The organism is Brevundimonas sp. (assembly GCF_051858995.1).
Classification (GTDB): Bacteria; Pseudomonadota; Alphaproteobacteria; order Caulobacterales; family Caulobacteraceae; genus Brevundimonas.
Window position 1 is genome coordinate 17197 of record NZ_JBHYGN010000011.1, and the last position, 21513, is coordinate 38709.

Here is a 21513-nt window from a genome sequence, read left to right on the forward strand (position 1 = left end):
CGCATTTTTTGCGCGCCGCCGGTTCGAACGGTCAGGGGGCCTTACATCATCCAGTCGTCGTGGCCCGGGGCGTGGCTGCCGACGAACAGCTCGTCCACGAAGGTGACCAGCTGGCCATGGACCAGGGCGCTCGGGGGCGAGGCTGTCCATTCCGCCACGGCGTCGAAAGCGTCCGGCAGGACCTGTGGACCATCGAAGTCCTTCAGCGGGAAGAAGTCTTCGTCGGCCAGTCCCGGCAGGACCAGAGGCTGGTCGCCGCCGAAGGTCTCATCCGCCAGGGCCGGCAGGATCTGGGCGGCGCCCATCTCCTTGTCGGTCAGGGCTGGGGCGGTGACGCCGCCGTTCAGGATGACGGTGATGCCGTTGCCGAAGCGGACTTCCTCGATCCCGTTCAGGATGTCGACGCCGTCGCGGCCGTTGACGGTGTCGGTGATGCGGTACTGGGTCCCGCCCAGATACTCGATCGTGTACTCCATGCTGGCGCCCGACACGACCGCGATGTCGCGGCCCAGCCCGCCGTTCAGGGTATCGTTGCCGCCCCCGCCGGTCAGGGTGTCGCTGCTGTCGCCGCCGGTGATCACATTGGCCAGGGCATTGCCCGCGCCGGCGAAATTGCCGGTCCCGGTGAAGGTCATGTTCTCGACGTTGGCCGCCAGGAAGTAGTTGTTCAGCGAGGTCTGGATCGTGTCGATCCCTTCGTCGGCCAGTTCGATGATGGTGTCATAGGCGTCCACCACATAGATGTCGTCGCCGAGACCGCCGTACAGTTCGTTGGCCACGCCGGTTCCGCCGCGCAGGGTGTCATTGCCTTCGCCGCCGATCAGCACGTCATAGCCCAGCCCGCCCGACAGGACATTGTCCCCGGCGAAGGCGATGATGACGTCGTTGAAGTCGCCGCCGACCACATTCTCGATCGAGACCACGAAGTCAGTGCCGCCCTCGCCGTCGTTGATCACGCCGGTGCTCAGCCGCGCGACGATGCCCGAGGTCGAGTCGCTGTAGTCGGCGGTGTCGATGCCCGCGCCGCCGCGCAGGATATCGTTGCCGCCGCGCCCGACCAGGGTGTCGTCGCCGTTGCTGCCGTCCAGGGTGTTGGCCTGGGCGTCGCCGTACAGCACGTCGTTGAAGGCTGAACCGCGCAGGTTCTCGATGCTGTTGAAGGTGTCGGTCCCGCCGTCGCCGTCGCTGGCCGTGCCGCTGGTCAGGTTGGCGGTCACGGCGCCTGCGGCGGTTAGATAATCCGCCGTATCGCTGCCGCCGCCGCCGTTCAGGGTGTCGTTGCCGGCCGCGCCGCGCAGGATGTCACTGCCCGCGCCGCCCGTCAGGACGTTGTCCAGCGCATTGCCGATGCCGGTGAAGCTGCCGCCGCCGACATAGGTCAGCGCCTCGACATTGGCCGCCAGCGTCAGGGTCGAGCGCGTGGTGCGGACCTCGTCATAGCCCTGGTTCACGCCCTCCACGACGGTGTCCTGGGCGTCGACGTAGTAGATGTCGTCGCCTTCGCCGCCGTACATTTCGTTGGCGGCGCCCGAGCCGCCGTACAGGACGTCATTGCCGCCCAGACCGATCAGCACGTCATAGCCCGCGCCGCCGCTCAGGACGTTGGCCCCGCCCGCGCCCGCCAGCACGTCGTCGAAGGCCGAGCCGGTGACGTTCTCGATGCTGCTCAGGGTGTCCGAGCCGCCTTCGCCGTCATTGATGGCGTCGTTGTGGTTCAGCCGCACCCGCACGCCGCCCGAGGCGCCGCTGTAGTCGGCGGTGTCGGTTCCGTCGCCGCCGTTCAGGGTGTCGTTGCCCGCGCTGCCGACCAGGGTGTCGTCGCCGTCGCCCGCCGTCAGCACGTCCGGACCGGCGCCGCCGGTGACGAGATCGCCCTCGGAGTCCTCACCGGTGATGGTGATGGTCACCGTCGCCGTGCCGCCGTTGGTCAGGGTGTAGGTGAAGGTGTCCGTCGCCGTCTGGTTGGGCGAGCCCGAGGACGGCCCCGGCACATACTGGAAGGCGCCGTTGGGATCGTAGTCGTAGGTGCCGTCCGCGTTCAGCGTCAGCAGGGCGCCCGAGGGCAGGGTGATCTGCGTCCCCACCGACCCGGCCGAGCCGTTGACCGCCGCCACCGACAGGGCAGGCCCGTCCACGTCGGTGTCGTTGCCGAACACCGAGCCCGAGACCGTGCCGGTCTCCAGAACGTTGTTGGCGTCATCCACGGCCACGGGCGCATCGTCGGTCGCGGCCACGGTGACCGTGGTGCTGACGTTGACCGTGCTGGAGTTGGTTCCGCCGCCGTTGTCGTTGATCGAGACCACGGTGACCGTCCGATCGCCGGTCGTCGGGTTCTGGCTGGTGTTCTGATAGGTGATCGCGTTCAGAATCTGCTGGGCGTGGCTGTTCGAGCTGATGCCCACGATGACGACGTCGAACGCCCCGCTGCCCGCGGCGGTCACCTGCATCATCACCGCGCCGCCGGGGGCGGGCTGGATGAAGGGGCTGCCTGAGACCAGATTGATCGGAACGCCCGACAGGACGAGTTGCTCGTTACCGCCGTCCGAGACCCCGCTGACCCGCAGGGTCAGGGTCAGTTCCTGTCCGGCCTCCGGATTGGTCACGCTCGCGCCCGAGAACAGGCCCACGGCCGAACCGTCCTCGGTGAAGGTCGGGGTTCCTCCCGTAAGTGACAGGGTCGGCGCGTCGTTGATGTTGGCGATGGCGCCGGTGCCGGTGCTGGTCGAGGACTCCGAGAAGCCCTGTCCGTCGGTATAGGTCACCACCACGCGGATCGAAGCGCCCACGTCGGCGTCGCCGAGGGTGTAGGTCCCTTGATCCGCCGCGCCGATGGAGACGAAGCCCGAGCCGGTGTCCCGCTGCCAGTCGAAATGCATCGTGCCCAGACCATCGACGTCGGCCAGGCCCGAGGTGTCGGCGGTCAGGACCTGATCCTCGGTCTGCGTGCCGGTGATGACGACGGTTCCGGTGTGCGGGTCATTGACGGCCGTGATGGCGGTGGTGCCGGTCGAGGTCGCGCTCTCCACCGTGCCGCCGGCGTCGGTGTAATAGATCACCACCCGGACCGAGGCGCCGACATCGGCGTCGCCCAAAGTGTAGGTCGCCTGATCGGCCCCGACGTTGACGAAGCCCGAACCGCTGTCGCGCTGCCACTGATAGTGCAGGGTCCCGATGCCGTCGGCGTCCGCCAGGGTCGAGACGGCGGTCAGGACGCCGTCCTCGGCCGTCGTGCCGGTGATCGCGGCGCCGCCGGTGTGCGGGTCGTTGGCGGCGGTGACCGTGACGCTGGTGGTCTGGGTCGAGCTGGTGCCGCCATCACCGTCGGTCAGGACGATGGTCACCGTGCGGGTCGCCGTGTTCGGCGCGTCCGAGGTGTTGTTGTAGGTCAGGGCCCGCACCAGCGCCTGCACCGCCGCCGGGGTGGCGTCGGCGTCGAAGGTGACGACCAGATTGGCCCCGCCGGTCCCGCCGGTGAAGGCGCCGATCTGGACGCCCTGGTAGAAGACGGCATTGCCCGAAACGCCGATCTGTCCAGCGCCGTTGCCGATGTTGGCGATGCCCAGCACGTCCTGCCCGGACTGGCCGTTGGCGGTGATCGACACCGTCAGCGTGCCCGTATCGAAATTGGCGCTCTCGGCGTCCGCGACCGTGGCGTTGCCGCCGACATCCAGACGGACCGCCGTGCCTTCGGTGAAGCCGACGCCGTCGCCGTTCAGGTTGGAGATGACCGGGGCGGTGTTCGAGGCCGCCGTGGTGAAGTTCAGGGTCGCGGGATTGGTGATGCCGAAGAAGATCGAGTTGTCGGCGTCGCGGAAGATCGCCCGGTCGGTCAGCACATAATAGTTGGTGTTGCCTGCCAGGGTGACGGACGGATCCACGGTCCAGGTCGTGCCCGAGCCGGTGACCTGCGCCGAGCCGACGCTGATCGTCTCGATCAGGGTGCCGTCGCCGCGATAGATATAGATGTTGCCGCTGCCCTTGGCGACGCTCTCACTGAACGTCAGCGTCAGGTTGGCGCCGACGGCCACGCCGTTCCCGTTGTCCGACGGGGTCGAGGCCGCGAGGCGCGGCGGCGCGCCGTTGGCCAGGAAAACCTGGCCGGTCGTGGCGTTAATGCCTACCATCAGGTCCTGATCGCCGTCGCCATCGACGTCCGCGGCCCTGTAGTTGGAGCTGGTCCCGTACTGATCCGGCAGGGTCAGGCCCGCGAAGGGCGAGTCGGCCTGACTCAGGATGGTAAAGGTGCCGTCGCCGTTGGACCGGGCATACTGGTGCGCGCTGCCGTTGCCCGCGGTCTGGTACAGGATGTCGTCATCGCCATCGCTGTCAAAGTCGCCGACCACGACACGCGAGGCGGCCAGCGGCGCGGGGAAGGTGGCGCTGGAAATACTGCTGAAAGCGCCGCCGCCGTCATTGCGCAGGAAGGTCCCGGTCGTGGCGTTGACCGCCATCCAGATGTCGTCGTCGCCGTCACCGTCGAAGTCGCCGACGTGGTGGGCGTAGCCGGTGTTGTCGGTCAGTGTGAACGCCGCGAAGGGGGAGGCGGCCTGTGACATCACCGTATAGCTGCCGTCGCCGTTGGAGCGGGCGTACTGGAAGGCGGAGCCGTTGGCGTTCGTCTGCAAGAGGATGTCGTCATCCCCGTCGTTGTCGAAATCGCCGGTAATGAGGCGGGATCCGGCGCCGATGGTCGGGAAGGCGGCCGTGCTGACTGCGCTGAACGTCCCGTTGCCGTTGTTGCTGAACAGGGAACCGGTCGAGAAGTTGGGCGAGGCGCCCCAGACGTCCATGTCCCCGTCGCCGTCATAGTCCAGCACATGGAAGCTGGAGCCGGTGAGGTCGTCCGGGATCGTCAGCCCTGCGAACGGCGAGGCGGACAGGGCCAGAAGGGTGTAGGTGCCGTCCCCGTTGGATCGGGCGTAGGCCCAGGCCGAACCGTTGGCGCCGGTCTGGTACAGGATGTCTTCATCGCCATCGCCGTCGGCGTCGATGAAGGTCATCCGCCCACCGGCGGCCGGCGACGGGAAGGTGCTGGTGGAGCTGGCGCTGAACGTGACCGGCATGACGTTGATCCCCCTGTACAGGTCATGCGCGTCCGACCCACCCGGTGCGCGCTTGACGATTGTCGTTATGTAAATCTTACCGGCCCGGATAAGGCAATGCGGCTTCCGGCGGTGGCCGGGTGACACTATGCCTCTTCGCCGCGCGCCTTGCGTCGCCCGCCATTTCGCGCGCCGCCGGGCGGGGCGGGTTTTTTCCCCGTCCGCGTTGACTCCGGGGACCCCTTCCGTATATGTCGCCGCTCTTCGCCCGCCGGGGGTCCCCGCGGGCGCTATTCTTTTTGCGTTTACGCTGAGGCTTCAACATGTACGCGGTGATCAAGACCGGCGGAAAACAGTACCGGGTTCAGCCGGGCGACGTGATCGTTGTCGAGAAGCTCGACGGCGACGCCGGCGCGACCGTCAACTTCGGTGAAGTGCTGATGCTGGGCGGCGACAAGGGCATCACCCTCGGCGCCCCGCTGATCGAAGGCGCTTCGGTCGCCGCGACCCTGGTCGAAACCCGCAAGGGTGAGAAGATCAAGATCTTCAAGAAGATCCGTCGTCAGGGCTACCGCCGCACCAACGGCCACCGCCAGATGGAATCGGTCCTGCGCATCACCGGCATCGAAGGCGCCGGCGAAAAGGCCAAGTGGGAAGGCACCGCTCAGGTCCTGACCAAGGCCGAGATGAACGCGCGCGCCCGTGGCCTGGCCCCGCGCGTCGAAGCCGCCGCTGAAGAAGCCAAGCCGGCCAAGGCCGCCAAGGCTCCGGCTGCGAAGAAGGCCCCGGCCAAGAAGGCCGCCGCCGCTTCGACCGAAGAAGCCTAAGACATCCGACCGCGCCTTCCGGGCGCGACTGTGCTAGAATGAACGTACCGGGCGCCCGAGGGCGCCGGGTGCAAACCGAAGAGAGTTACGATGGCTCACAAGAAATCCGGCGGTTCGTCGCGCAACGGTCGCGACTCCGAGTCGAAGCGCCTCGGCGTGAAGAAGTTCGGCGGCGAGCGCGTGCTGGCCGGCAATATCATCGTGCGTCAGCGCGGCACCACCTTCCATCCGGGTGACAACATGGGCATGGGCCGCGACCACACCCTGTTCGCGCTCACCAACGGCGCTGTGAAATTCACCACCAAACGTGGTGGCCGTTGTTACGTGTCGATTCTCGCCGCCAACGACGACGCCCAGCAGGCCGCGGCCGCCGAGTAACGCGAAACGGAACATCCCCGGATCGCGTCGGCCCAAGGGCCCCGATCCGGACCAAGGGAAATATTCCGCGGGGAGTCTGGATCACCAGGCTCCCTTTTTCGTTTCCCCGCCTCGAACACCGCCCGAGCCCTCCAAGGAGGCGGTGGATTGCGAATGAGGCGTGTCATGTGCGTGATCGAACCCTCCCCCGTCGTCGAGACGCGGCGTCTGGCCCTGCGCGCCCCGCAGGCCCAGGACGTCACCCGTCTGGCCGCCCTGGCCAATGACGCCGACATCGCGCGCATGACCCTGCGTATGCCGCATCCCTTCTCGACCCATGACGCCGAGGCCTTCGTTCTGAACGTGCAGGGCCAGGATCCGGCCAGGGCCCGCACCTTCCTGATCGAGCACGAGGATCACGGCCCCGTCGGCGTCCTGGGCATTTTCGAGGACGGCGACGTCGGCCCCGAGGTCGGCTACTGGATCGGCCGCCCCTTCTGGGGCCGGGGCTACGCCACCGAGGCGCTGGAAGCGGGCGTCGCCTGGGCCAGCCGCAACTGGCGTCGTCGCGCCCTGGTGGCGGGTCATTTCGACGACAACCCGGCCTCGGGTCGCGTCCTGGAAAAGGCCGGCTTCCTCTACACGGGCGAAGTCCGTCAGGGCTTCAGCCGCGCGCGGGGCGAGGATGCGCGGACACGCCGGATGGTGTGGCTGGCTTGATTGGAGTGTTCCTTCTCCCTCAAGGGGAGAAGGACGCCGCTCCGGATGACGATTTGATCAGTCCGCGCGAAGCGCCAGGCCGCGTGGGTCGAGAAGGCGGAGCCTTCGGACCGCGGCCCAGGAGAAAACAAATCTGTTCGGCGTCAGCCGAACAGATTTGGCCCCACCATCGCCGCCACGGCCACCGCGCCGCCGATCAGCGTCACGACGGCCCCCGCGATAAAGGCCCCGAGCATGCGCGCGCTGCGACGCCGCCGCAGGCCGCTCGACTTCACGCCGCGCAGGATGACGAAAGGCTTCGGCCCGAAAACTTCGGAGCCCGAGATGTTGTGCTGGGACATGACGCTCCCCTCGACCGCGCCCCTGTCGGGCGAAGAGCGAGCGAAGCGGGCGGGAACAGGCGAAAAAATGGCGAACGCCGATCACCCACACATCCGTGATCGGACGAACAATGTCCGACTTTCAGAAGCTTAGCCGCACCAGACCAGTTGTCCGCTGTAGGCGCGGTAGTAGCCGCTGGCCGGATCGTAGGACCGGTAGGTCGCCCGGCACCAGTCGATCCGCCGGACGTCGCGCCCACCCTGATAGCCGCCGTGGTAGCCGCCATAGCCGCCGCCCGGGTAGACCACGTCCGGGCGCCCGTAGGCGCCTTCATAGGTCGTCCCGCCGGAACCATGGCCGTAGTAGGCCGAGCCGTAGCCCCGGCGCGGATAGCCGCCGTAGCGATACCCGTGGCCATACCGGCTGTAGCCATAGCCGTCGCCATACCGATAGCCCGCCAGTTCGCGATAGTCGCGGCGGGCCTGCGGGCTGACCCGGCGCCGCTGGTCGCGCCAGCGGTCGCCGCAGTCATCCCGGCTCGCGTCCCAGAACCGGTCGCAGCGATAGTCGCCCGGTCGGTCCAGCTGGCTGCGCCAGTCAAAGTTCGACGGCACGGCGTTCGAGCGCCAGCGCGGCGTGTAGTACCGCGACGGCTGCGGGTCATAACCCCCGGCATAGCCGCTGTTTCCGTACTCATAGCCATAGCCGTCGTTCCACGACTGGGCGGCGGCGGGGGCGGCGATCAGGGCCAGTCCGGCCGCGGCGATCAGAAGGGAGGCTCGCATGGTTAATTCTCCGGAGCGGCCCGATACGCGGCCTCGAACAGGGGCTTTACTGGTCCTCAGGGCAGGGTGACGGCGATCCGTCCGTTACGGATGTCCACGCGGCGCATCAGCACCACGCGGTCTCCGCCCGCGCTGACCGGGGCGATGATGAACCAGCCGCCGGCGGGCAGGCCGACGAAATCGAACGCGCCGTCCCGGCAGGTCGCCGAGCGCACGAACGAGCGGTAGTCGGCATTCGGGTCGGCCACGGTGCGGGCGCGCACGATGGCTTCCGGGATCGCGGCGCGGTCGGTCGAGCCGTACAGGGTGCGGAAGCGGGCGCGGGTGTAGGGGGTGTCGGGCGTCAGGGCGACCGAGCCGGTGCAGGCGAAGGCCTGGCCGTCGCGGCGGTAGTCGACGCGGCCCTCGATGGCGCCGCGGCCCTGGGCGGAGGACCAGCCGAAGTCGGCGGCGTTGAAGGGGGCGGGGCCTGACGGGCCGGTCGCCCCCATGGGCACGGTCTCACAGCCGGCCAGAACGGCTGCGGCGGTGGTGACGGCGGCGAGGGTCAGAAGCGACCGGACGATAGACATAGGCTCTCTCCGTGGGGGGCTCGGGTCGAACATCGGATCAGACCCTCAACGCCCCCATAAGGTCAAGGTTGCGACCCTTCGGGCCGTGGTTCACAAGCGCGCAACAAACCGGCGCGAGACCGGCTATAGGGGAAGCCCATGACAGTGACGTTTGACGATATTCTGGCCGCCCGCGAACGCATCGCCGGTCAGGTGGACCGCACTCCGGTCCGCTACTCCCGCCGCCTGTCGCAACTGACCGGCGCCGATGTCTGGATCAAGTTCGACAACCTGCATTTCACCGGCTCGTTCAAGGAACGCGGCGCGCTGAACCGCCTGCTCCAGCTGACGCCGGACGAGCGCGCGCGGGGCGTCGTGGCCGCCAGCGCAGGTAACCACGCCCAGGCCCTGGCCTACCACGGCGGTCGTCTGGGCATCCCGGTGACCATTGTCATGCCCGAGGGCACCCCCTTCGTGAAGATCGACGGCACGCGCCAGCACGGCGCCAATGTCGTCATCAAGGGCCTCGACTTCTCGGGCTCGACCGAAGAAGCCCACCGCCTGCGCGACGAGGAAGGCTTCATCTTCGTCTCGGCCTTCGATGACGAGGGAATCGTCGCCGGTCAGGGCGTCTGCGGGCTGGAGTTCATGGAGGATGCGCCGGACCTCGACGTCCTGATCATCCCGATCGGCGGCGGCGGCCTGATCGCGGGCTCGGCGCTGGCGGCCAAGACGCTGAAGCCGTCGATTCGCATCATCGGGGTCGAGGCGGCCATGTACCCCTCCTTCACCGCCCGCCGCGCGGGTCAGCCGCCGAAATGCGGCGGCCAGACCATCGCCGAGGGCATCGCCATCAAGGCCGTGGGCGACGTGCCCTTCGCCATCGGCGACGGCCTGATCGACGAGGTGCTGGTCTGTCAGGAGGCCGATTTCGAAAAGGGCGTCGCCTTCCTCGCCACCATGGAACGCACCGTGGCCGAGGGCGCGGGCGCCGGCGGTCTGGCGGCCATGCTGGCCTATCCCGAGAAGTTCAAGGGGCTGAAGGTCGGCATCGAGCTGACCGGCGGCAACATCGACGCCCGCATGCTGGCCGTGGTCCTGAACCGTGAGCTGGTGCGCGAGAAGCGGCTGATCGTCTACCGCATCCTCGGTGACGACCGCCCCGGCATGCTGTCGAAAATGAGCGCCGTCATCGGCGGCCTTGGTGGAAACATCATAGACGTGGTGCACAACCGGCTGGCGCTGGACGTGCCCGCCAAGGGCGCGGAGTTCGACATCATGGTCGAGACCCGTGGCGAGGCGCATGCGGAAGAAATCAGACAGGGACTTGAAGGTGCGGGCTATGAACTCCGGATGGGTTAAGGGCGCCGCGGCGCTGGCCATGGTCGCGGCTCTAGCCGCCTGCAATCGCGGGCCCGAGGTCAGCAGCATCGACGCCGAGGCCAACCTCAAGGCCGGTGAGGCCTTCATGGAGAAGAACGCCACGGCCGAGGGCGTCCAGACCCTGCCCGGCGGCATCCAGTACAAGGTCATCCAGTCCGGCCCGCCCGGCGGCGAAAGCCCCGACAGCAACGATCTGGTCCGCGTCGATTACGAGGGTTCGCTGATCGACGGCACCGTCTTCGACAGCTCCTTCGAAAAGGGCACGCCCGCCGTCTTCACCCTCGGCACCGTCGTCAAGGGCTGGACCGAGGCGCTCCAGCACATGAAGGTCGGCGACGAGTGGATCATCTACCTGCCCGCCGACAAGGGCTATGGCGAGCGCAGCTCGGGCGAGATCCCGCCCAACAGCGTCCTGATTTTCCGCCTCAAGCTGCAGGCCGTCGCCCCCGCCCCGGGCGGCGAACGCATCGTCAGCGGCGCGGCAAACGTCTGATTTCCTCCCCGTTCGCTTCGCGAATGGGGAGGTGGCGCGCTTCGGATACGAAGCGTGACGGAGGGGGCGGCTCCGGCTTCTGAAAGCCATCCGCCAAGCCCTCTCCACCGGCGCAGCCCCCACCACCCGGGCTCAGTCGCCCGGGCGGTCCCCCTCCCCATCTGCGACGGGGAGGAGGCGGGACAAGGCCCACTCGGCCGCGTCCCGCACCACCGGATCGGAATCCTCCAGCAGGGCTTCCGCTGACGGGATCAGCTCGGCGTCCCCGCTGTTGCCGATGGCGTACAGCACATTGCGGACGAAGCGGTTGCGCCCGATCCGCTTGACCGGGCTCTTGGTGAACAGCGCCCGGAAGCCCGGGTCGTCCAGCGCCGCCAGATCGGCCAGCCGGGGCGAGACCAGACTGTCGCGCGCCTGCACCCGGCTTTCGCTCGCCGCCGCCGCGAACTTGTTCCAGGGACACGACGCCAGACAGTCGTCGCAGCCGTAAATCCGGCTGCCCGTCGCCTCGCGGAACTCCTCGGGCCACGGCCCCGCGAACTCGATGGTCAGGTAGGAAAGGCACCGCCGGGCATCCAGCTGGAACGGCGCCGGAAACGCCTTGGTCGGGCAGGCGTCCAGACAGGCGGTGCAGCGCCCGCAGTGCTCGGTCTCCGGCGCGTCCGGCGCGAACACCGTCGCGCTCAGGATCACCCCCAGGAACAGCCAGTTGCCGTGGTTCCGCGACAGCAGATTGGTGTGCTTGCCCTGCCAGCCCAGTCCCGCCCGCTGGGCCAGCGGCTTCTCCATCAGGGGCGCGGTGTCCACGAAGACCTTCACCTCCTCGCCGGTCTTGGCCGCGATCTGCCCGGCCAGCGTCTTCAGCCGCCCCTTGATCACCTCGTGATAGTCGTCGCCGCGCGCATAGACCGAGATGTAGCCGTTCGACCGGTCCTCGAGCTCCGGCAGGGGATCGTGTTCGGGGCCGTAGTTCAGCCCGAGCACGATCGCCGTCTTCGCCCCGTCCCACATGGCCGTCGGGTGGGCGCGGCGCTCCAGCGTCGTCTCCATCCAGCCCATCTCGCCGTGCCGCCCGGCCTCGACGAAATGCGCCAGCCGCTCGCCCGCGCTCCACGGCTCCGAGGCCGAGGCGAAGCGGCAGACCTCGAAGCCGAGGTCCGCTGCGGCCTTGCGGATGTGGGTCTTGAAGCGGTCGCTCACGGGACTGGCGCTGGGCGGGAGTGAAAAGTGCTGGTGAGCAAGGAGTGAGTAGATCGGCGCGTGGGCTGAAACAGCGCTCACTCACCACTCACTAGCACTCTCACTCCTCAGTCAGAAATCCAGATCCGTGTAGTGCGCCGCCGGGGCCACGCCCGGGAACCGGTCGCTCAGCAGAGTCCGGAAGCAGGGCCGCGACTTCAGCTTCATGTACCAGGTCTTCAGGCCCGGATAATTGGCCCAGCCGATCTCGCTGAAGTAATCCAGCACCGACAGGTGGGCGGCGGCCACGAGGTCCGCCTGGCTCATCCGCCGTCCGGCCAGCCAGTCGCGCTCGCCCAGCAGTCGCTCCATCATCTGTAGATGGTGCTTCAGCGCCTCGCGCCCGGCGCGCAGCGCCCGAGCCTCGGGCGGTCCCAGTCGCAGCAGGGGCTTTTCCATCCGCTCATGCAGCAGCACGGCGTCCACCTCGTCGGTGAAACGGCGGTCGAACCAGCCGACCAGCCGTCGCGTCTCGGCCCGTTCGAACGGGTCGGTCGGCAGCAGGAAGGCCTCCTTCGTCCGGTCCTCCAGCCAGCCCAGAATGGCCGACTGCTCGCACACCGTCAGCACCCGGCTGTTGGCCGTGGTCTGAAGCACCGGGGTCATGCCTGACGGGTTCAGGCCGCCGACCGGACAGTCCGGCTCCCACGGCTTCACCGCGTTCTCCTCGAACGCGACCTTGGCCTCGCCCAGCGCCAGACGCGCGGCGCGCGAGGCGGGATCAAAGGCGAAGTGGAAGAGGACCGAGACCGACATCCGGCGATCCATGCGCCCAAGCCCGTTAAACGGGCGTTAGTGATCTCAGGACCACGGCCCTTTTTGCGCGGCTTCCGGTTGCACCGGCCCGCGCGGGTCGGGATGGATCAGGATATCGGCGTGCGGCCATTGCGCCAGCAGCCGCTTCTCCGCCGCCTCCAGGATATCGTGCGCCTCGGCCAGGGTCAGGGTCGGCGCCATGTCCACATGCATCTGGATCACCGTCACCGGCCCCGTTTGACGGGTGCGCAGCCGGTGCACGCCGGTGATCTGAGGGTCGGCCAGCACGGCGCTTGTGATCGCCGCCCGGTCGGTGTCCGAGGTCGCACGGTCCAGCAGCTGGTCCGCCGCATCGCGCAGCACGCTGGTCGCGCCCCAGAACAGCCAGACCGCGACCACCAGACCGGCGGCGGCGTCCAGCCCCGGCGCGCGCAGGAAGGTCCCGGAGATGACGCCGATCAGCACCACCACGTTCGCGGCCAGATCCGAGGCGTAGTGCGCCCGGTCCGCCGCCACGGCCACCGAGCCGCTGGCCTTGATCGCCCGGCTCTGCCGCCAGATCAGCCAGCCGGTCAGGGCCATGGAGATCAGCACCACCCCGACGCTCCACGATCCCGCCGTCACCGGACGCGGGTCGAACAGGCGCTGGATGGCTTCCCAGCCGATGAAGACGCTGGAGGCGAACACCAGCCCGGCCTGCACCAGCGCGGCCATGGCCTCGCCCTTGCCGTGGCCGAAGCGGTGCTCCTCGTCCGGCGGGGCGGCGGCCCAGCGCACGGCGAAGAAGGTGGCCAGCGAGGCCAGCAGGTCCAGCGACGAATCCGCCAGAGACGCCAGGATCGACACCGAGCCCGAGGCCCCCAGCGCAAAGGCCTTCAGCGCGATCAGCACCACGGCCACGCCCACCGACAAGCGCGTGACGCTGCGGGTCGCGGCGTGGGCGTCGTCGAGGGAGGAGGCGGTCATGTGCGACTTGTCGCGGAATCCCGTGCCCGTGCCAAGGCGCCCCTTTCCCAAGGCGTCCTTGCGTACCGTTGTTAGCGTGTTCGTCACGAAACGGCCCCATGGTCGCGTCCCATTATGGTTTCCGGGCGTGGGGCAAGCCGGAGGAGCTGATCATGGAGACGACCGGCGACCGCTGGATCGGACGGGGAGAGGCCTTGGACCGGCTCGGGGTCAAGGCTCAGACCCTCTATGCCTACGTCAGCCGGGGCCGCATCGCCGCCCGCCCCGATCCCAATGATCCCCGCCGCAGTCTTTACGCCGTCCGCGACATCGCCCGCCTGACCGGCGACGTCGTCGATGACGCCGCCGCGCCCCGTCCGGACGAGCATGGTCCCGCCGCCCGTGGCGAGGCCGATCTGGTCACCTCCGTCAGCGTCATCGCCTCGGACCGCCTGTTCTATCGCGGCCTCGATGTGGTCCAGCTCTCGACCTCCGCCACGCTGGAGGATGTCGCCCGCACCCTGTGGGGCGCGCGCACGGCCAATCCCTTCGCCGAGATCAAGCCGCGCGTCGGCGTCACCCCCGGCGGCTCGCCCCGCGCCCGCCTGTTCACCGCCCTGTCCCGTCGCGCCGAGGAGGACGCCGACGCCAAGCCGCGCGACGCCCAGGCCCTGCGTATCGAATGCGCCCGTGTCCTGGACGAGGCCGTCGACGCCGTCGCCGGACCCGGCCCGCGCCTCTTCCTGCACCAGCGCCTCGCCCGCTTCTGGAAGGCGCCCGAGCGCGACGCCCAGCTGATCCGCCGCGCCCTCGTCCTGTCCGCCGACGCCGGGATGGACGCCGCCGTCATGGCCACACGCGCCGCCGCCGGGGGCGGGGCCTCGCCTGCCGCGGCCGCCCTGTCCGGTCTCGCCGTCCTCACGGCCTCGCGCGCGGTCAGCGAGGCCGTCGCCGCCTCCGACTGGATCAACGCCGCCCGCCGCGCCCCCGCCGAGGCCGTCCGCGATGCCGAAAGGGCCGGGTTCGGCGACGCCGACTGGCCCTCGGGCGACCCGCGCGCCGCCGCCCTGCTGGCGGCCGCCGACCTGCCTGTCGATCTGGCCCGCGTCCTGCGTGAAGGGGAGGCGGCTGTCGGACACCCGCCCGGCTTCGCCCTGGCCCTCGCCGCAACCGCCCGCCGCATGGAGCTGCCCCGCGACGCGGCGCAGGATATCCTCCTGACCGGGCGTCTGGCGGGTCTTCTGGCCCATGCGATCGATCAGATGCTCGATGGCTCGCCTATCCGGGCGCGCCTGCGCTATGTGGGTCCGGAGCCGGGTGCGCATTAACCCGGACGGTTTTTGTTCCAGGGGTTCTGCATGCCGGATTGGCTGTCGGCGATCATTCTAGGCCTTGTCGAGGGCCTGACCGAGTTCATCCCGGTCTCTTCGACCGGCCACCTGCTGCTGCTGGGGCATTTCCTCGGTTTTGAAAGCACCGGCAAGACGTTCGAGATCGTCATCCAGCTGGGCGCCATCCTCGCCATCATCAGCGTGTATTTCAGCCGCCTGTGGCGGCTCGCCACCCGGTGGCCGTTCGATCCGGGCGTGCGCCACTTCATTATCGGCGTCCTGCTGGCCTTCCTGCCCGCCGCCGTCATCGGCGTGCTGGCCTATGACCTGATCAAGACCGTCTTCTTCGAGACCCCGGTGATCATCTGCGTCGCCCTGATCGTCGGCGGCGTCCTGCTGCTGCTGCTCGATCGAATGAAGACTGTCCCGAAATATCTGGACGTGAACACCTATCCGTTTCGGGTCTATGGCCTGATCGGTCTGTTCCAGTGCCTGGCCATGGTGCCGGGCGTGTCGCGCTCGGGCGCCACCATCGCTGGCGGGCTGCTGCTGGGCACGGACAAGCGCTCGGCGGCCGAGTTCACCTTCTTCCTCGCCCTGCCGACCATGGGCGGCGCGGTGGCCTATGACCTGTACAAGAGCTGGGACCAACTCGACTTCAGCGATGCAGGCCTTATCGCCATCGGCTTCGTCGTGGCCTTCCTGACGGCGCTGGCGGTGGTGAAGTTCCTGCTCGACTTCGTCAGCAAGCACGGCTTCGCGCCCTTCGCCTGGTGGCGGATCGCGGTCGGCCTGACCGGGCTGCTCGCCCTGGCGCTGACCGGTGGTCTCTAGGGCCTGAAGGCAGCGTCGGCCTGATCGCGGCCAAAGAAAAAGGCCGGGCTGGATCGCTCCAGCCCGGCCTTTTCATGCCTGGCTTTCAGCCTCGGGCCGCCGCGGGTTCCGCGAACTGGCCGCCGCGGCGATAGCGCCACAGATAGCTGGCGGCCACCGCTTCCACGCCGGTCGGCTCGATGCCCAGGTCCGACAGGCCCAGGGCGCCGTCCGACACCACATTGTCGCTCTGCAGCAGCAGCACCTGATCCTCGGTCAGCACCGGCTTCACGCCGACCACCGCCGTGATCTGAGCCAGCGCGCCGATGGCCTTGGCGGCGAAGAAGGGCAGGGGCACGAAGCCCGGGGTGCGATAGGTCTCGCGCGCCACCAGCTTCAGCACGTCCTCGAACGTCATCACCGCCGGTCCGCCCAGCTCATAGGTCTGGCCGTCCGATTGGGTGCGGCCCACGGCGCGGGCGATGGCCTCGGCCACGTCGCCCACATAGACCGGCTGGAACTTGGTCTGGCCGCCGCCGATCAGCGGCAGGGCCGGGGCCATCTGCGCCAGCTTGGCGAACTTGTTCAGGAAGTCGTCGCCCGGGCCGAACACGACCGACGGACGCACGATGATCGCATCGGGCTTCACCTCGCGCACCGCCATCTCGGCGGCGGCCTTGGTGCGGGCGTAGTCGGAATTGCTCTCCGGATTGGCGCCCAGGGCCGAGACCTGGACCAGACGGGCCACCCCTGCGGCGGCGCAGGCTTCCGCGATCGTGCGCGCGGCGCCGACGTGCAGCGCCTCGAATTTGCGGCCGCCGCCCTCATACAGGATGCCGACCAGATTGATCGCGGCGTCGGCGCCGTGCAGGGCCTCTGCGACCTGTGCGGCGTCCGTGGCGTCGCAGCGGATCGCCTTGATCTGGCCCACCGTTCCCGAGGTCTGCAGCTTCCAGGCCCGGTCCGGACGGCGACAGGCGATGCGGATGCGCCATCCGGCGCGCGCCAGGGCGTGCACCACCTGGCTGCCGACGAATCCCGACCCGCCGAAGACGGTGATCAGGCCGGGGGCGACTTCGCTCATGTCAGACTCCAAAGGCGAACGGCGCTCGGGATAACCCTTGCTGGGGCGGGGATTAGACGATGGGCGCGGGCCTCGCAACGCAAACGCAAAAAATGCTGAAAAAGCTTGTTGACCCGATCCGGGCACTGCCTTAGAGGTCCGCGCCTTCCAGACGGAAACGCCGCTCGCGGCACGGACGTTTGGCCCAGATGGCGGAATTGGTAGACGCGCTGGCTTCAGGTGCCAGTGACTGAAAGGTCGTGGAGGTTCGAGTCCTCTTCTGGGCACCAATTATTGAAAAGGCGCTGCATCGTCCGATGCGGCGCTTTTTCTGTTTTGGGCCTGCCCGCGCTGTCGGACGACATTGATCTCGCATCGCAACCGCCAAGGCGCTACCTACTCCCCATGACCGTTTATCTTCACGAAGGCGACCTGCCCGACGACCTCGACCTCGGCCCGGTGGTGGCTGTCGATTCCGAGACCATGGGCCTGCGCTTCCGCCGCGACCCGCTGTGCGTGGTTCAGCTGTCGTCCGGCGACGGCGACGCCCATGTCGTGCGCCTGAATCGCCCCGCCTACGACTGCCCGAACCTGAAGCGCGTGCTGGCCGATCCGAACGTGCTCAAGCTGTTCCACTACGGCCGTTTCGACATCGGCATGTTCCAGCTGCACCTCGGCGTCGACACCCGCCCGGTCTACTGCACCAAGATCGCCTCCAAGCTGGCCCGCACCTATACTGACCGCCACGGCCTCAAGGATGTCGTGCGCGAATGCGCGGGCGTGGAGCTCTCCAAGGCCCAGCAGTCCAGCGACTGGGGCTCGCCCGTCCTGACCCAGGCCCAGCTCGACTACGCCGCCTCCGACGTCCTGTATCTGCACGCCGTGCGGAACCGTCTGGACGAGATGCTTGAGCGTGAAGGCCGCACCGAACTGGCCCGCCAGTGTTTCGACTTCCTGCCCACCCGCGCCGCCCTCGATCTGGCCGGCTGGGACGAGCAGGACATCTTCGCCCACGCCTGAGACTGAGGCCCGATGAGCCAGGAGCCGGTTGAGACCCGCAAGGCGGAAGACGAGGCCCGCGTCGCCGCGACGGCCAAGGCCTTCCGCTCGCGCTCGCGCCGGGTCCAGCTCCTGCGCCGCGTCCTGCCGGTGATGATCCTCGTCCTCGCGGGCGGCACCATCAGCTGGATCGCCCTGCGCACCGTCATGTCGGACGTCGAGCGCAAGGCCGGGACCAGCCGCGAGGTCCGCCTCGACAACCCCATGTTCCATGGTCAGGACGCGGGCGGGCGCAGCTTCGTCATCGGCGCCAAGGGGGCGGTGCGTGACGCCAACACCGGCCGCTTCCGCCTGATCGGCCCGGCGCTCCGGCTCAATCTGGGCGGCCGCAAGGTCACCACCCTCACCGCCGACGGCGGCGAGTACAACGAGGCCGCCAAGACCGTGACCATCGGTCCCAACGTCCGCATTTCGGACGGCGGATCGGGCTTCACGCTCGTCACGCCCGAGGCGGTGGTCAACACCGCCACCGGCGTCGTGACCGGCGACAAGGGGGTTCAGGGAACCGGCCCCCTTGGAACGATCAACGCTTCGGCCTATGCGATCTATGAACAGGGCCAACGGGTCGTGTTCAGCGGCACGGGCGAAAACAAGGTGCGCGGGACCGTGAACCCGACGAGGGCGAACTGATGATCAAGACCAGACTCCTGACCGCCGCCGCCATCGGCCTGGGCCTCATCGCCCTGCCGACCGTGGGCGACGCCCAGAGCTTCCAGGGCAACCAGCCCATCACCTGGGGCGCCGACCGCGTCGAGTATCAGGGCTCGACCCTGAACCTGATCGGCCGCGCCGAGCTGATCCAGGGAACCAGCCGCCTGCGCGCCGACCGCATCTCGGGCCTCGATCAGTCGGGGAACAGCCGCGTCGAAGCCAGCGGCAGCGTCTATCTGGTCACCCCGGAACAGACGATCCGCGGCGACCGCGCCGTTTACACGACCAGCAACGACACCATCGTCCTGACCGGCGACGTCATCCTGACCCAGGGCGAGAACGTCATCACCGGCGCCCGTCTGGTCTACAACACCCGCACCGAGTCCGCCCAGATGGAGGGCGGCGGCGGGGGCCGCGTGCAGGGCGTCTTCCACCCCCAGAGCACGGGGAACTGAGCCCCGGCTCACAGGTGATACTTGGCCCGCAAGGAACTCTCCGCCCTCAACGTTCATGACGCCGCCCCGGCCCCGGTCGAGGCCGCGCGCGCCACGGGCCTGCGCGCCGAAAACCTGGCCCGCGCCTTCGGCCAGCGCCAGGTCGTTCGTGACGTCTCCCTGACCGTCCAGCGCGGCGAGGTCGCCGGTCTCCTCGGGCCCAACGGGGCGGGCAAGACCACCTGCTTCTACATGATCACCGGCCTGATCCCGCCGGACTCCGGCTCGATCTGGCTGGACGGCGAGGACATCACGGCCCAGCCCATGTACCAGCGCGCCCGCATGGGCCTCGGCTATCTGGCGCAGGAAGCCTCCATCTTCCGCGGCATGACGGTCGAGCAGAACGTCAGGGCGGTGGTCGAGCTGCACCACACCGGCGAGCGCGCCATCAACGAGGAGGTCTCCCGCCTGCTGGAAGAGCTCCGCATCGACCACCTGCGTCAGGCCCCGGCCTCGGGCCTGTCGGGCGGCGAGCGTCGCCGTTGCGAGATCGCCCGCGCCCTCGCCGGCAAGCCCAGCTTCATGCTGCTCGACGAACCCTTCGCCGGCATCGACCCCCTGGCCATCGCCGACATCCGTCAGGTGATCCGCTATCTGGCCGGGCAGGGCATCGGCGTCCTGATCACCGACCACAACGTTCGCGAAACCCTCGAAATCATCGACCACGCCTCGATCATCTCGGGCGGAGCGGTCCTCTTCGAGGGCAAGGCCGAGGACGTCATCCGCGACCCAGAGGTCCGCCGCGTCTATCTGGGCGATATGTACGGCTGATGCGCGACGGCTACGCCATCGTCGAGCGCACGCCTTCCGTCGAGGACTATCTGCGTCTCCGCACCGTCGCGGGCATGGGCCGAAAGAGCGCTGAGGCCGCCGCCGCGGGCCTGCCCCACACCCTCTTCGCCATCGTCATCGAGCATGAGGGGCGGGCCGTCGGCATGGGCCGCCTCGTCGGCGATGGCGCCCTCTTCCTTCAGGTCGTCGATATCGCCGTCGAGCCCGCCCATCAGGGGCAGGGCCTCGGCAAGGCCATCATGGCCGCCCTCATGGCCTGGACGGAACGCCACGCCCTGCCCGGGACCTATGTCAGCCTGATCGCCGACGGCGAGGCCAAGCGCCTCTACGCCCAGTACGGCTTCACCGAGACCGCGCCCAAATCGGTCGGCATGGCCCGGCTCTTCCCCGTGAAGGATTGAGGCATGACCCACCGCATCTTCGCCATGCCCTTCGCCTCGGTCTATCCGGCCTATGTCGCCAAGGCCGCCAAGACCAAGGGACGCACCCAGGCCGAGGTTGATGAAGTCATCCGCTGGCTCACCGGCTATTCCCAGGCCCAGCTCGACGCCCTGATCGCCGACAAGACCGACATCCAGACCTTCTTCGGAAACGCCCCCGCCCTTAACCCCGCGCGTGAGCTCATCACCGGCGTCATCTGCGGCATCCGCGTCGAGGCCATGGAGCCCGGCCTGATGCAGGAGATCCGCTACCTCGACAAACTCATCGACGAACTCGCCAAGGGCAAGGCGATGGAGAAGGTGCTGCGCGCCTGAGCCGATCCTCCTGACACGGGCGTCTCTGCTCGTGTCTGGGATCCGACACAGGAACTCTACGTCCTCACCAGGTGTTCACACGGCCCCAGTAGCCGTGAGGACAGATCGATGACCCCCTATGCCGTCCTCATCCCCGTCGAGCGTCACACCCGCGATCACCGCGTCATCCGCTGGTGGGAGTGTGAGCTGACTGACGATCAGGGCTCGATCCGCGACCCCCTGCATCCCTTCTTCTCGCTGGACGAGGCCCGCAGCTGGGCGACGGCGCGCGGCTATGAGGTGCGTCAGGGATGAGCGTGACGGCCCTGCACCCGACGTCCGATGGCCTTCGCCTGACGGCCGGACACTTCGCCTGCCCCAAGATCCTGCTCGCCGGGAGGGTGGATTACGCCATGTACGACCGCTTCCGCGACCAGCTGGGGGCCGCGCCCGCCACGGGTCTGGTCGTCACCGAACTGTCCACCCTCGGCGGCGATCCGGAGGTCGCCCGCATGATGGGTGAGGACATCCGCTTCCACAGCGAGGACCGTCCCGACCGTCGCTTCGTCTTCCTCGGCAAGGCCGCCATCTATTCCGCCGGCGCCACCTTCATGAGCTTCTTCGCGCGCGAGAACCGCTATCTGACGCGGGGCACGCGGGTGATGATCCACGAGCGCAAGATGGAGAAGATGCTCAAGGTCGCCGGCCCGCTGACCTCCTGCATCGCCCCCGTGAAGGCCCTGCTGCACGAGCTGGAACACTCGATCGCTATCCAGAACGAAGGCTTCGAGAACCTCATCCGGGGCTCTGACATCACCATGGACGAGGTGCTGAAGCGCGCGCCCCACGACTGGTATCTCGAAGCCGGCGAGGCCCAGGCGCGCGGGCTGGTGGAGGCGGTGATCTAAGATATAGCCGGCTCAGCCGCCGCCGGTTCCGAGGTATTCCTCGTCCGTCACATGCTCCAACCAGGTCACGGGCGAGCCGTTCAGGCGGCCGGCGCTCCTTTTTGGGCTTGAGAACCTCTGAAGGGCGCGAAACGCCTGCGCGAGCGGATGACCTTCCTCAACACCCTCGGCGCGGCCCAGGTCCGGCCCGTGTTCGGGACCGGTCAAACCCTTCAAGGGTCGTTAACCGGTTCGGCGACATGGTCGCCG

General features: G+C 68.4%; 23 protein-coding genes and 1 tRNA gene. 16 read left to right on the forward strand and 8 right to left on the reverse strand.

From position 1 onward, the window contains the following. Positions 1–41 precede the first annotated feature (41 nt). The gene (locus ACTIEF_RS12340; RefSeq protein WP_439472442.1) at positions 42–5063 is read right to left on the reverse strand and encodes a beta strand repeat-containing protein; all 5022 of its coding nucleotides are present in this window, start codon (positions 5061–5063) and stop codon (positions 42–44) included. Between the two features lie 302 nt (positions 5064–5365). Between ACTIEF_RS12340 and rplU the strand changes: the two genes are divergently transcribed. From rplU to ACTIEF_RS12355, 3 genes are all read left to right on the forward strand, one after another. Beyond that, positions 5366–5869: a 50S ribosomal protein L21 gene (gene rplU / locus ACTIEF_RS12345; RefSeq protein ID WP_439472443.1), complete on the forward strand. Its 504-nt coding sequence runs from the start codon at positions 5366–5368 to the stop codon at positions 5867–5869. 90 nt (positions 5870–5959) lie between these two features. After that, on the forward strand, positions 5960–6247 hold the full coding sequence (gene rpmA / locus ACTIEF_RS12350; protein WP_376859056.1) for a 50S ribosomal protein L27: 288 nt from the start codon (positions 5960–5962) through the stop codon (positions 6245–6247). 165 nt (positions 6248–6412) lie between these two features. Further along, complete coding sequence (locus tag ACTIEF_RS12355; protein ID WP_439472444.1) at positions 6413–6946, forward strand: GNAT family N-acetyltransferase; 534 nt, start codon at positions 6413–6415, stop codon at positions 6944–6946. A 143-nt stretch (positions 6947–7089) separates the two neighbouring features. Here the strand turns inward: ACTIEF_RS12355 and ACTIEF_RS12360 are convergent, their stop codons facing one another. The 3 genes from ACTIEF_RS12360 to ACTIEF_RS12370 form a co-directional block, all read right to left on the reverse strand. Then, positions 7090–7287 (reverse strand): hypothetical protein, encoded by a 198-nt coding sequence (locus tag ACTIEF_RS12360; RefSeq protein WP_439472445.1) that lies wholly within the window; start codon positions 7285–7287, stop codon positions 7090–7092. Between the two features lie 129 nt (positions 7288–7416). Next, complete coding sequence (locus ACTIEF_RS12365; protein ID WP_439472446.1) at positions 7417–8052, reverse strand: BA14K family protein; 636 nt, start codon at positions 8050–8052, stop codon at positions 7417–7419. Positions 8053–8108: 56 nt separating this feature from the next. Next, positions 8109–8624, reverse strand: a complete 516-nt coding sequence (locus ACTIEF_RS12370; RefSeq protein WP_439472447.1) for a hypothetical protein — start codon at positions 8622–8624, stop codon at positions 8109–8111. Between the two features lie 138 nt (positions 8625–8762). Between ACTIEF_RS12370 and ACTIEF_RS12375 the strand changes: the two genes are divergently transcribed. Together ACTIEF_RS12375 and ACTIEF_RS12380 are read left to right on the forward strand one after the other, a co-directional pair. Further along, positions 8763–9965, forward strand: a complete 1203-nt coding sequence (locus ACTIEF_RS12375) for a threonine ammonia-lyase (protein ID WP_439472448.1) — start codon at positions 8763–8765, stop codon at positions 9963–9965. Next, positions 9946–10479, forward strand: coding sequence for an FKBP-type peptidyl-prolyl cis-trans isomerase (locus tag ACTIEF_RS12380; protein ID WP_439472449.1), 534 nt, complete (start codon positions 9946–9948; stop codon positions 10477–10479). The genes ACTIEF_RS12375 and ACTIEF_RS12380 overlap by 20 nt, the downstream gene beginning before the upstream one ends. Positions 10480–10611: 132 nt before the next feature. On the opposite strand, the gene queG is transcribed toward ACTIEF_RS12380, so the two are convergent. The 3 genes from queG to ACTIEF_RS12395 form a co-directional block, all read right to left on the reverse strand. Continuing rightward, positions 10612–11679: a tRNA epoxyqueuosine(34) reductase QueG gene (gene queG, locus ACTIEF_RS12385; protein WP_439472450.1), complete on the reverse strand. Its 1068-nt coding sequence runs from the start codon at positions 11677–11679 to the stop codon at positions 10612–10614. 111 nt (positions 11680–11790) lie between these two features. Next, on the reverse strand, positions 11791–12474 hold the full coding sequence (gene fzlA, locus ACTIEF_RS12390) for an FtsZ-binding protein FzlA (RefSeq protein ID WP_439472451.1): 684 nt from the start codon (positions 12472–12474) through the stop codon (positions 11791–11793). A 45-nt stretch (positions 12475–12519) separates the two neighbouring features. Continuing rightward, complete coding sequence (locus tag ACTIEF_RS12395) at positions 12520–13440, reverse strand: cation diffusion facilitator family transporter (RefSeq protein WP_439472452.1); 921 nt, start codon at positions 13438–13440, stop codon at positions 12520–12522. Positions 13441–13538: 98 nt separating this feature from the next. Between ACTIEF_RS12395 and ACTIEF_RS12400 the strand changes: the two genes are divergently transcribed. Together ACTIEF_RS12400 and ACTIEF_RS12405 are read left to right on the forward strand one after the other, a co-directional pair. Beyond that, positions 13539–14747: a citrate/2-methylcitrate synthase gene (locus tag ACTIEF_RS12400; protein ID WP_439472453.1), complete on the forward strand. Its 1209-nt coding sequence runs from the start codon at positions 13539–13541 to the stop codon at positions 14745–14747. Between the two features lie 30 nt (positions 14748–14777). Further along, positions 14778–15584 carry an undecaprenyl-diphosphate phosphatase gene (locus ACTIEF_RS12405; RefSeq protein WP_439472454.1) on the forward strand — a complete coding sequence of 269 codons (807 nt, stop codon included), beginning with the start codon at positions 14778–14780 and terminating at the stop codon, positions 15582–15584. Positions 15585–15669: 85 nt separating this feature from the next. Here ACTIEF_RS12405 and ACTIEF_RS12410 read toward each other — a convergent pair whose 3' ends face one another. Continuing rightward, positions 15670–16647 carry a complex I NDUFA9 subunit family protein gene (locus tag ACTIEF_RS12410; protein WP_439472455.1) on the reverse strand — a complete coding sequence of 326 codons (978 nt, stop codon included), beginning with the start codon at positions 16645–16647 and terminating at the stop codon, positions 15670–15672. Positions 16648–16829: 182 nt separating this feature from the next. Here ACTIEF_RS12410 and ACTIEF_RS12415 point away from each other — a divergent pair. The 9 genes from ACTIEF_RS12415 to ACTIEF_RS12455 all read left to right on the forward strand — a co-directional run bounded on the left by ACTIEF_RS12415 (position 16830) and on the right by ACTIEF_RS12455 (position 21264). Next, positions 16830–16916 (forward strand) — tRNA-Leu (locus ACTIEF_RS12415). 115 nt (positions 16917–17031) lie between these two features. After that, positions 17032–17646 (forward strand): ribonuclease D, encoded by a 615-nt coding sequence (locus tag ACTIEF_RS12420; protein ID WP_439472456.1) that lies wholly within the window; start codon positions 17032–17034, stop codon positions 17644–17646. Positions 17647–17658: 12 nt separating this feature from the next. Continuing rightward, the gene (gene lptC / locus ACTIEF_RS12425; protein ID WP_439472457.1) at positions 17659–18315 is read left to right on the forward strand and encodes an LPS export ABC transporter periplasmic protein LptC; all 657 of its coding nucleotides are present in this window, start codon (positions 17659–17661) and stop codon (positions 18313–18315) included. Continuing rightward, on the forward strand, positions 18315–18791 hold the full coding sequence (locus ACTIEF_RS12430) for an LptA/OstA family protein (protein ID WP_439472458.1): 477 nt from the start codon (positions 18315–18317) through the stop codon (positions 18789–18791). Before lptC ends, ACTIEF_RS12430 begins: the two co-directional genes overlap by 1 nt. Positions 18792–18812: 21 nt before the next feature. Then, complete coding sequence (lptB, locus tag ACTIEF_RS12435) at positions 18813–19601, forward strand: LPS export ABC transporter ATP-binding protein (protein WP_439472459.1); 789 nt, start codon at positions 18813–18815, stop codon at positions 19599–19601. Beyond that, complete coding sequence (locus ACTIEF_RS12440) at positions 19601–20023, forward strand: GNAT family N-acetyltransferase (protein ID WP_439472460.1); 423 nt, start codon at positions 19601–19603, stop codon at positions 20021–20023. The genes lptB and ACTIEF_RS12440 overlap by 1 nt, the downstream gene beginning before the upstream one ends. 3 nt (positions 20024–20026) lie before the next feature. Beyond that, positions 20027–20377, forward strand: a complete 351-nt coding sequence (locus ACTIEF_RS12445; protein WP_439472461.1) for a DUF2200 domain-containing protein — start codon at positions 20027–20029, stop codon at positions 20375–20377. Between the two features lie 108 nt (positions 20378–20485). Then, positions 20486–20671, forward strand: coding sequence for a hypothetical protein (locus ACTIEF_RS12450; protein ID WP_439472462.1), 186 nt, complete (start codon positions 20486–20488; stop codon positions 20669–20671). Beyond that, positions 20668–21264 carry a peptidase S14 gene (locus ACTIEF_RS12455; protein ID WP_439472463.1) on the forward strand — a complete coding sequence of 199 codons (597 nt, stop codon included), beginning with the start codon at positions 20668–20670 and terminating at the stop codon, positions 21262–21264. The genes ACTIEF_RS12450 and ACTIEF_RS12455 overlap by 4 nt, the downstream gene beginning before the upstream one ends. Positions 21265–21513 lie beyond the last annotated feature (249 nt).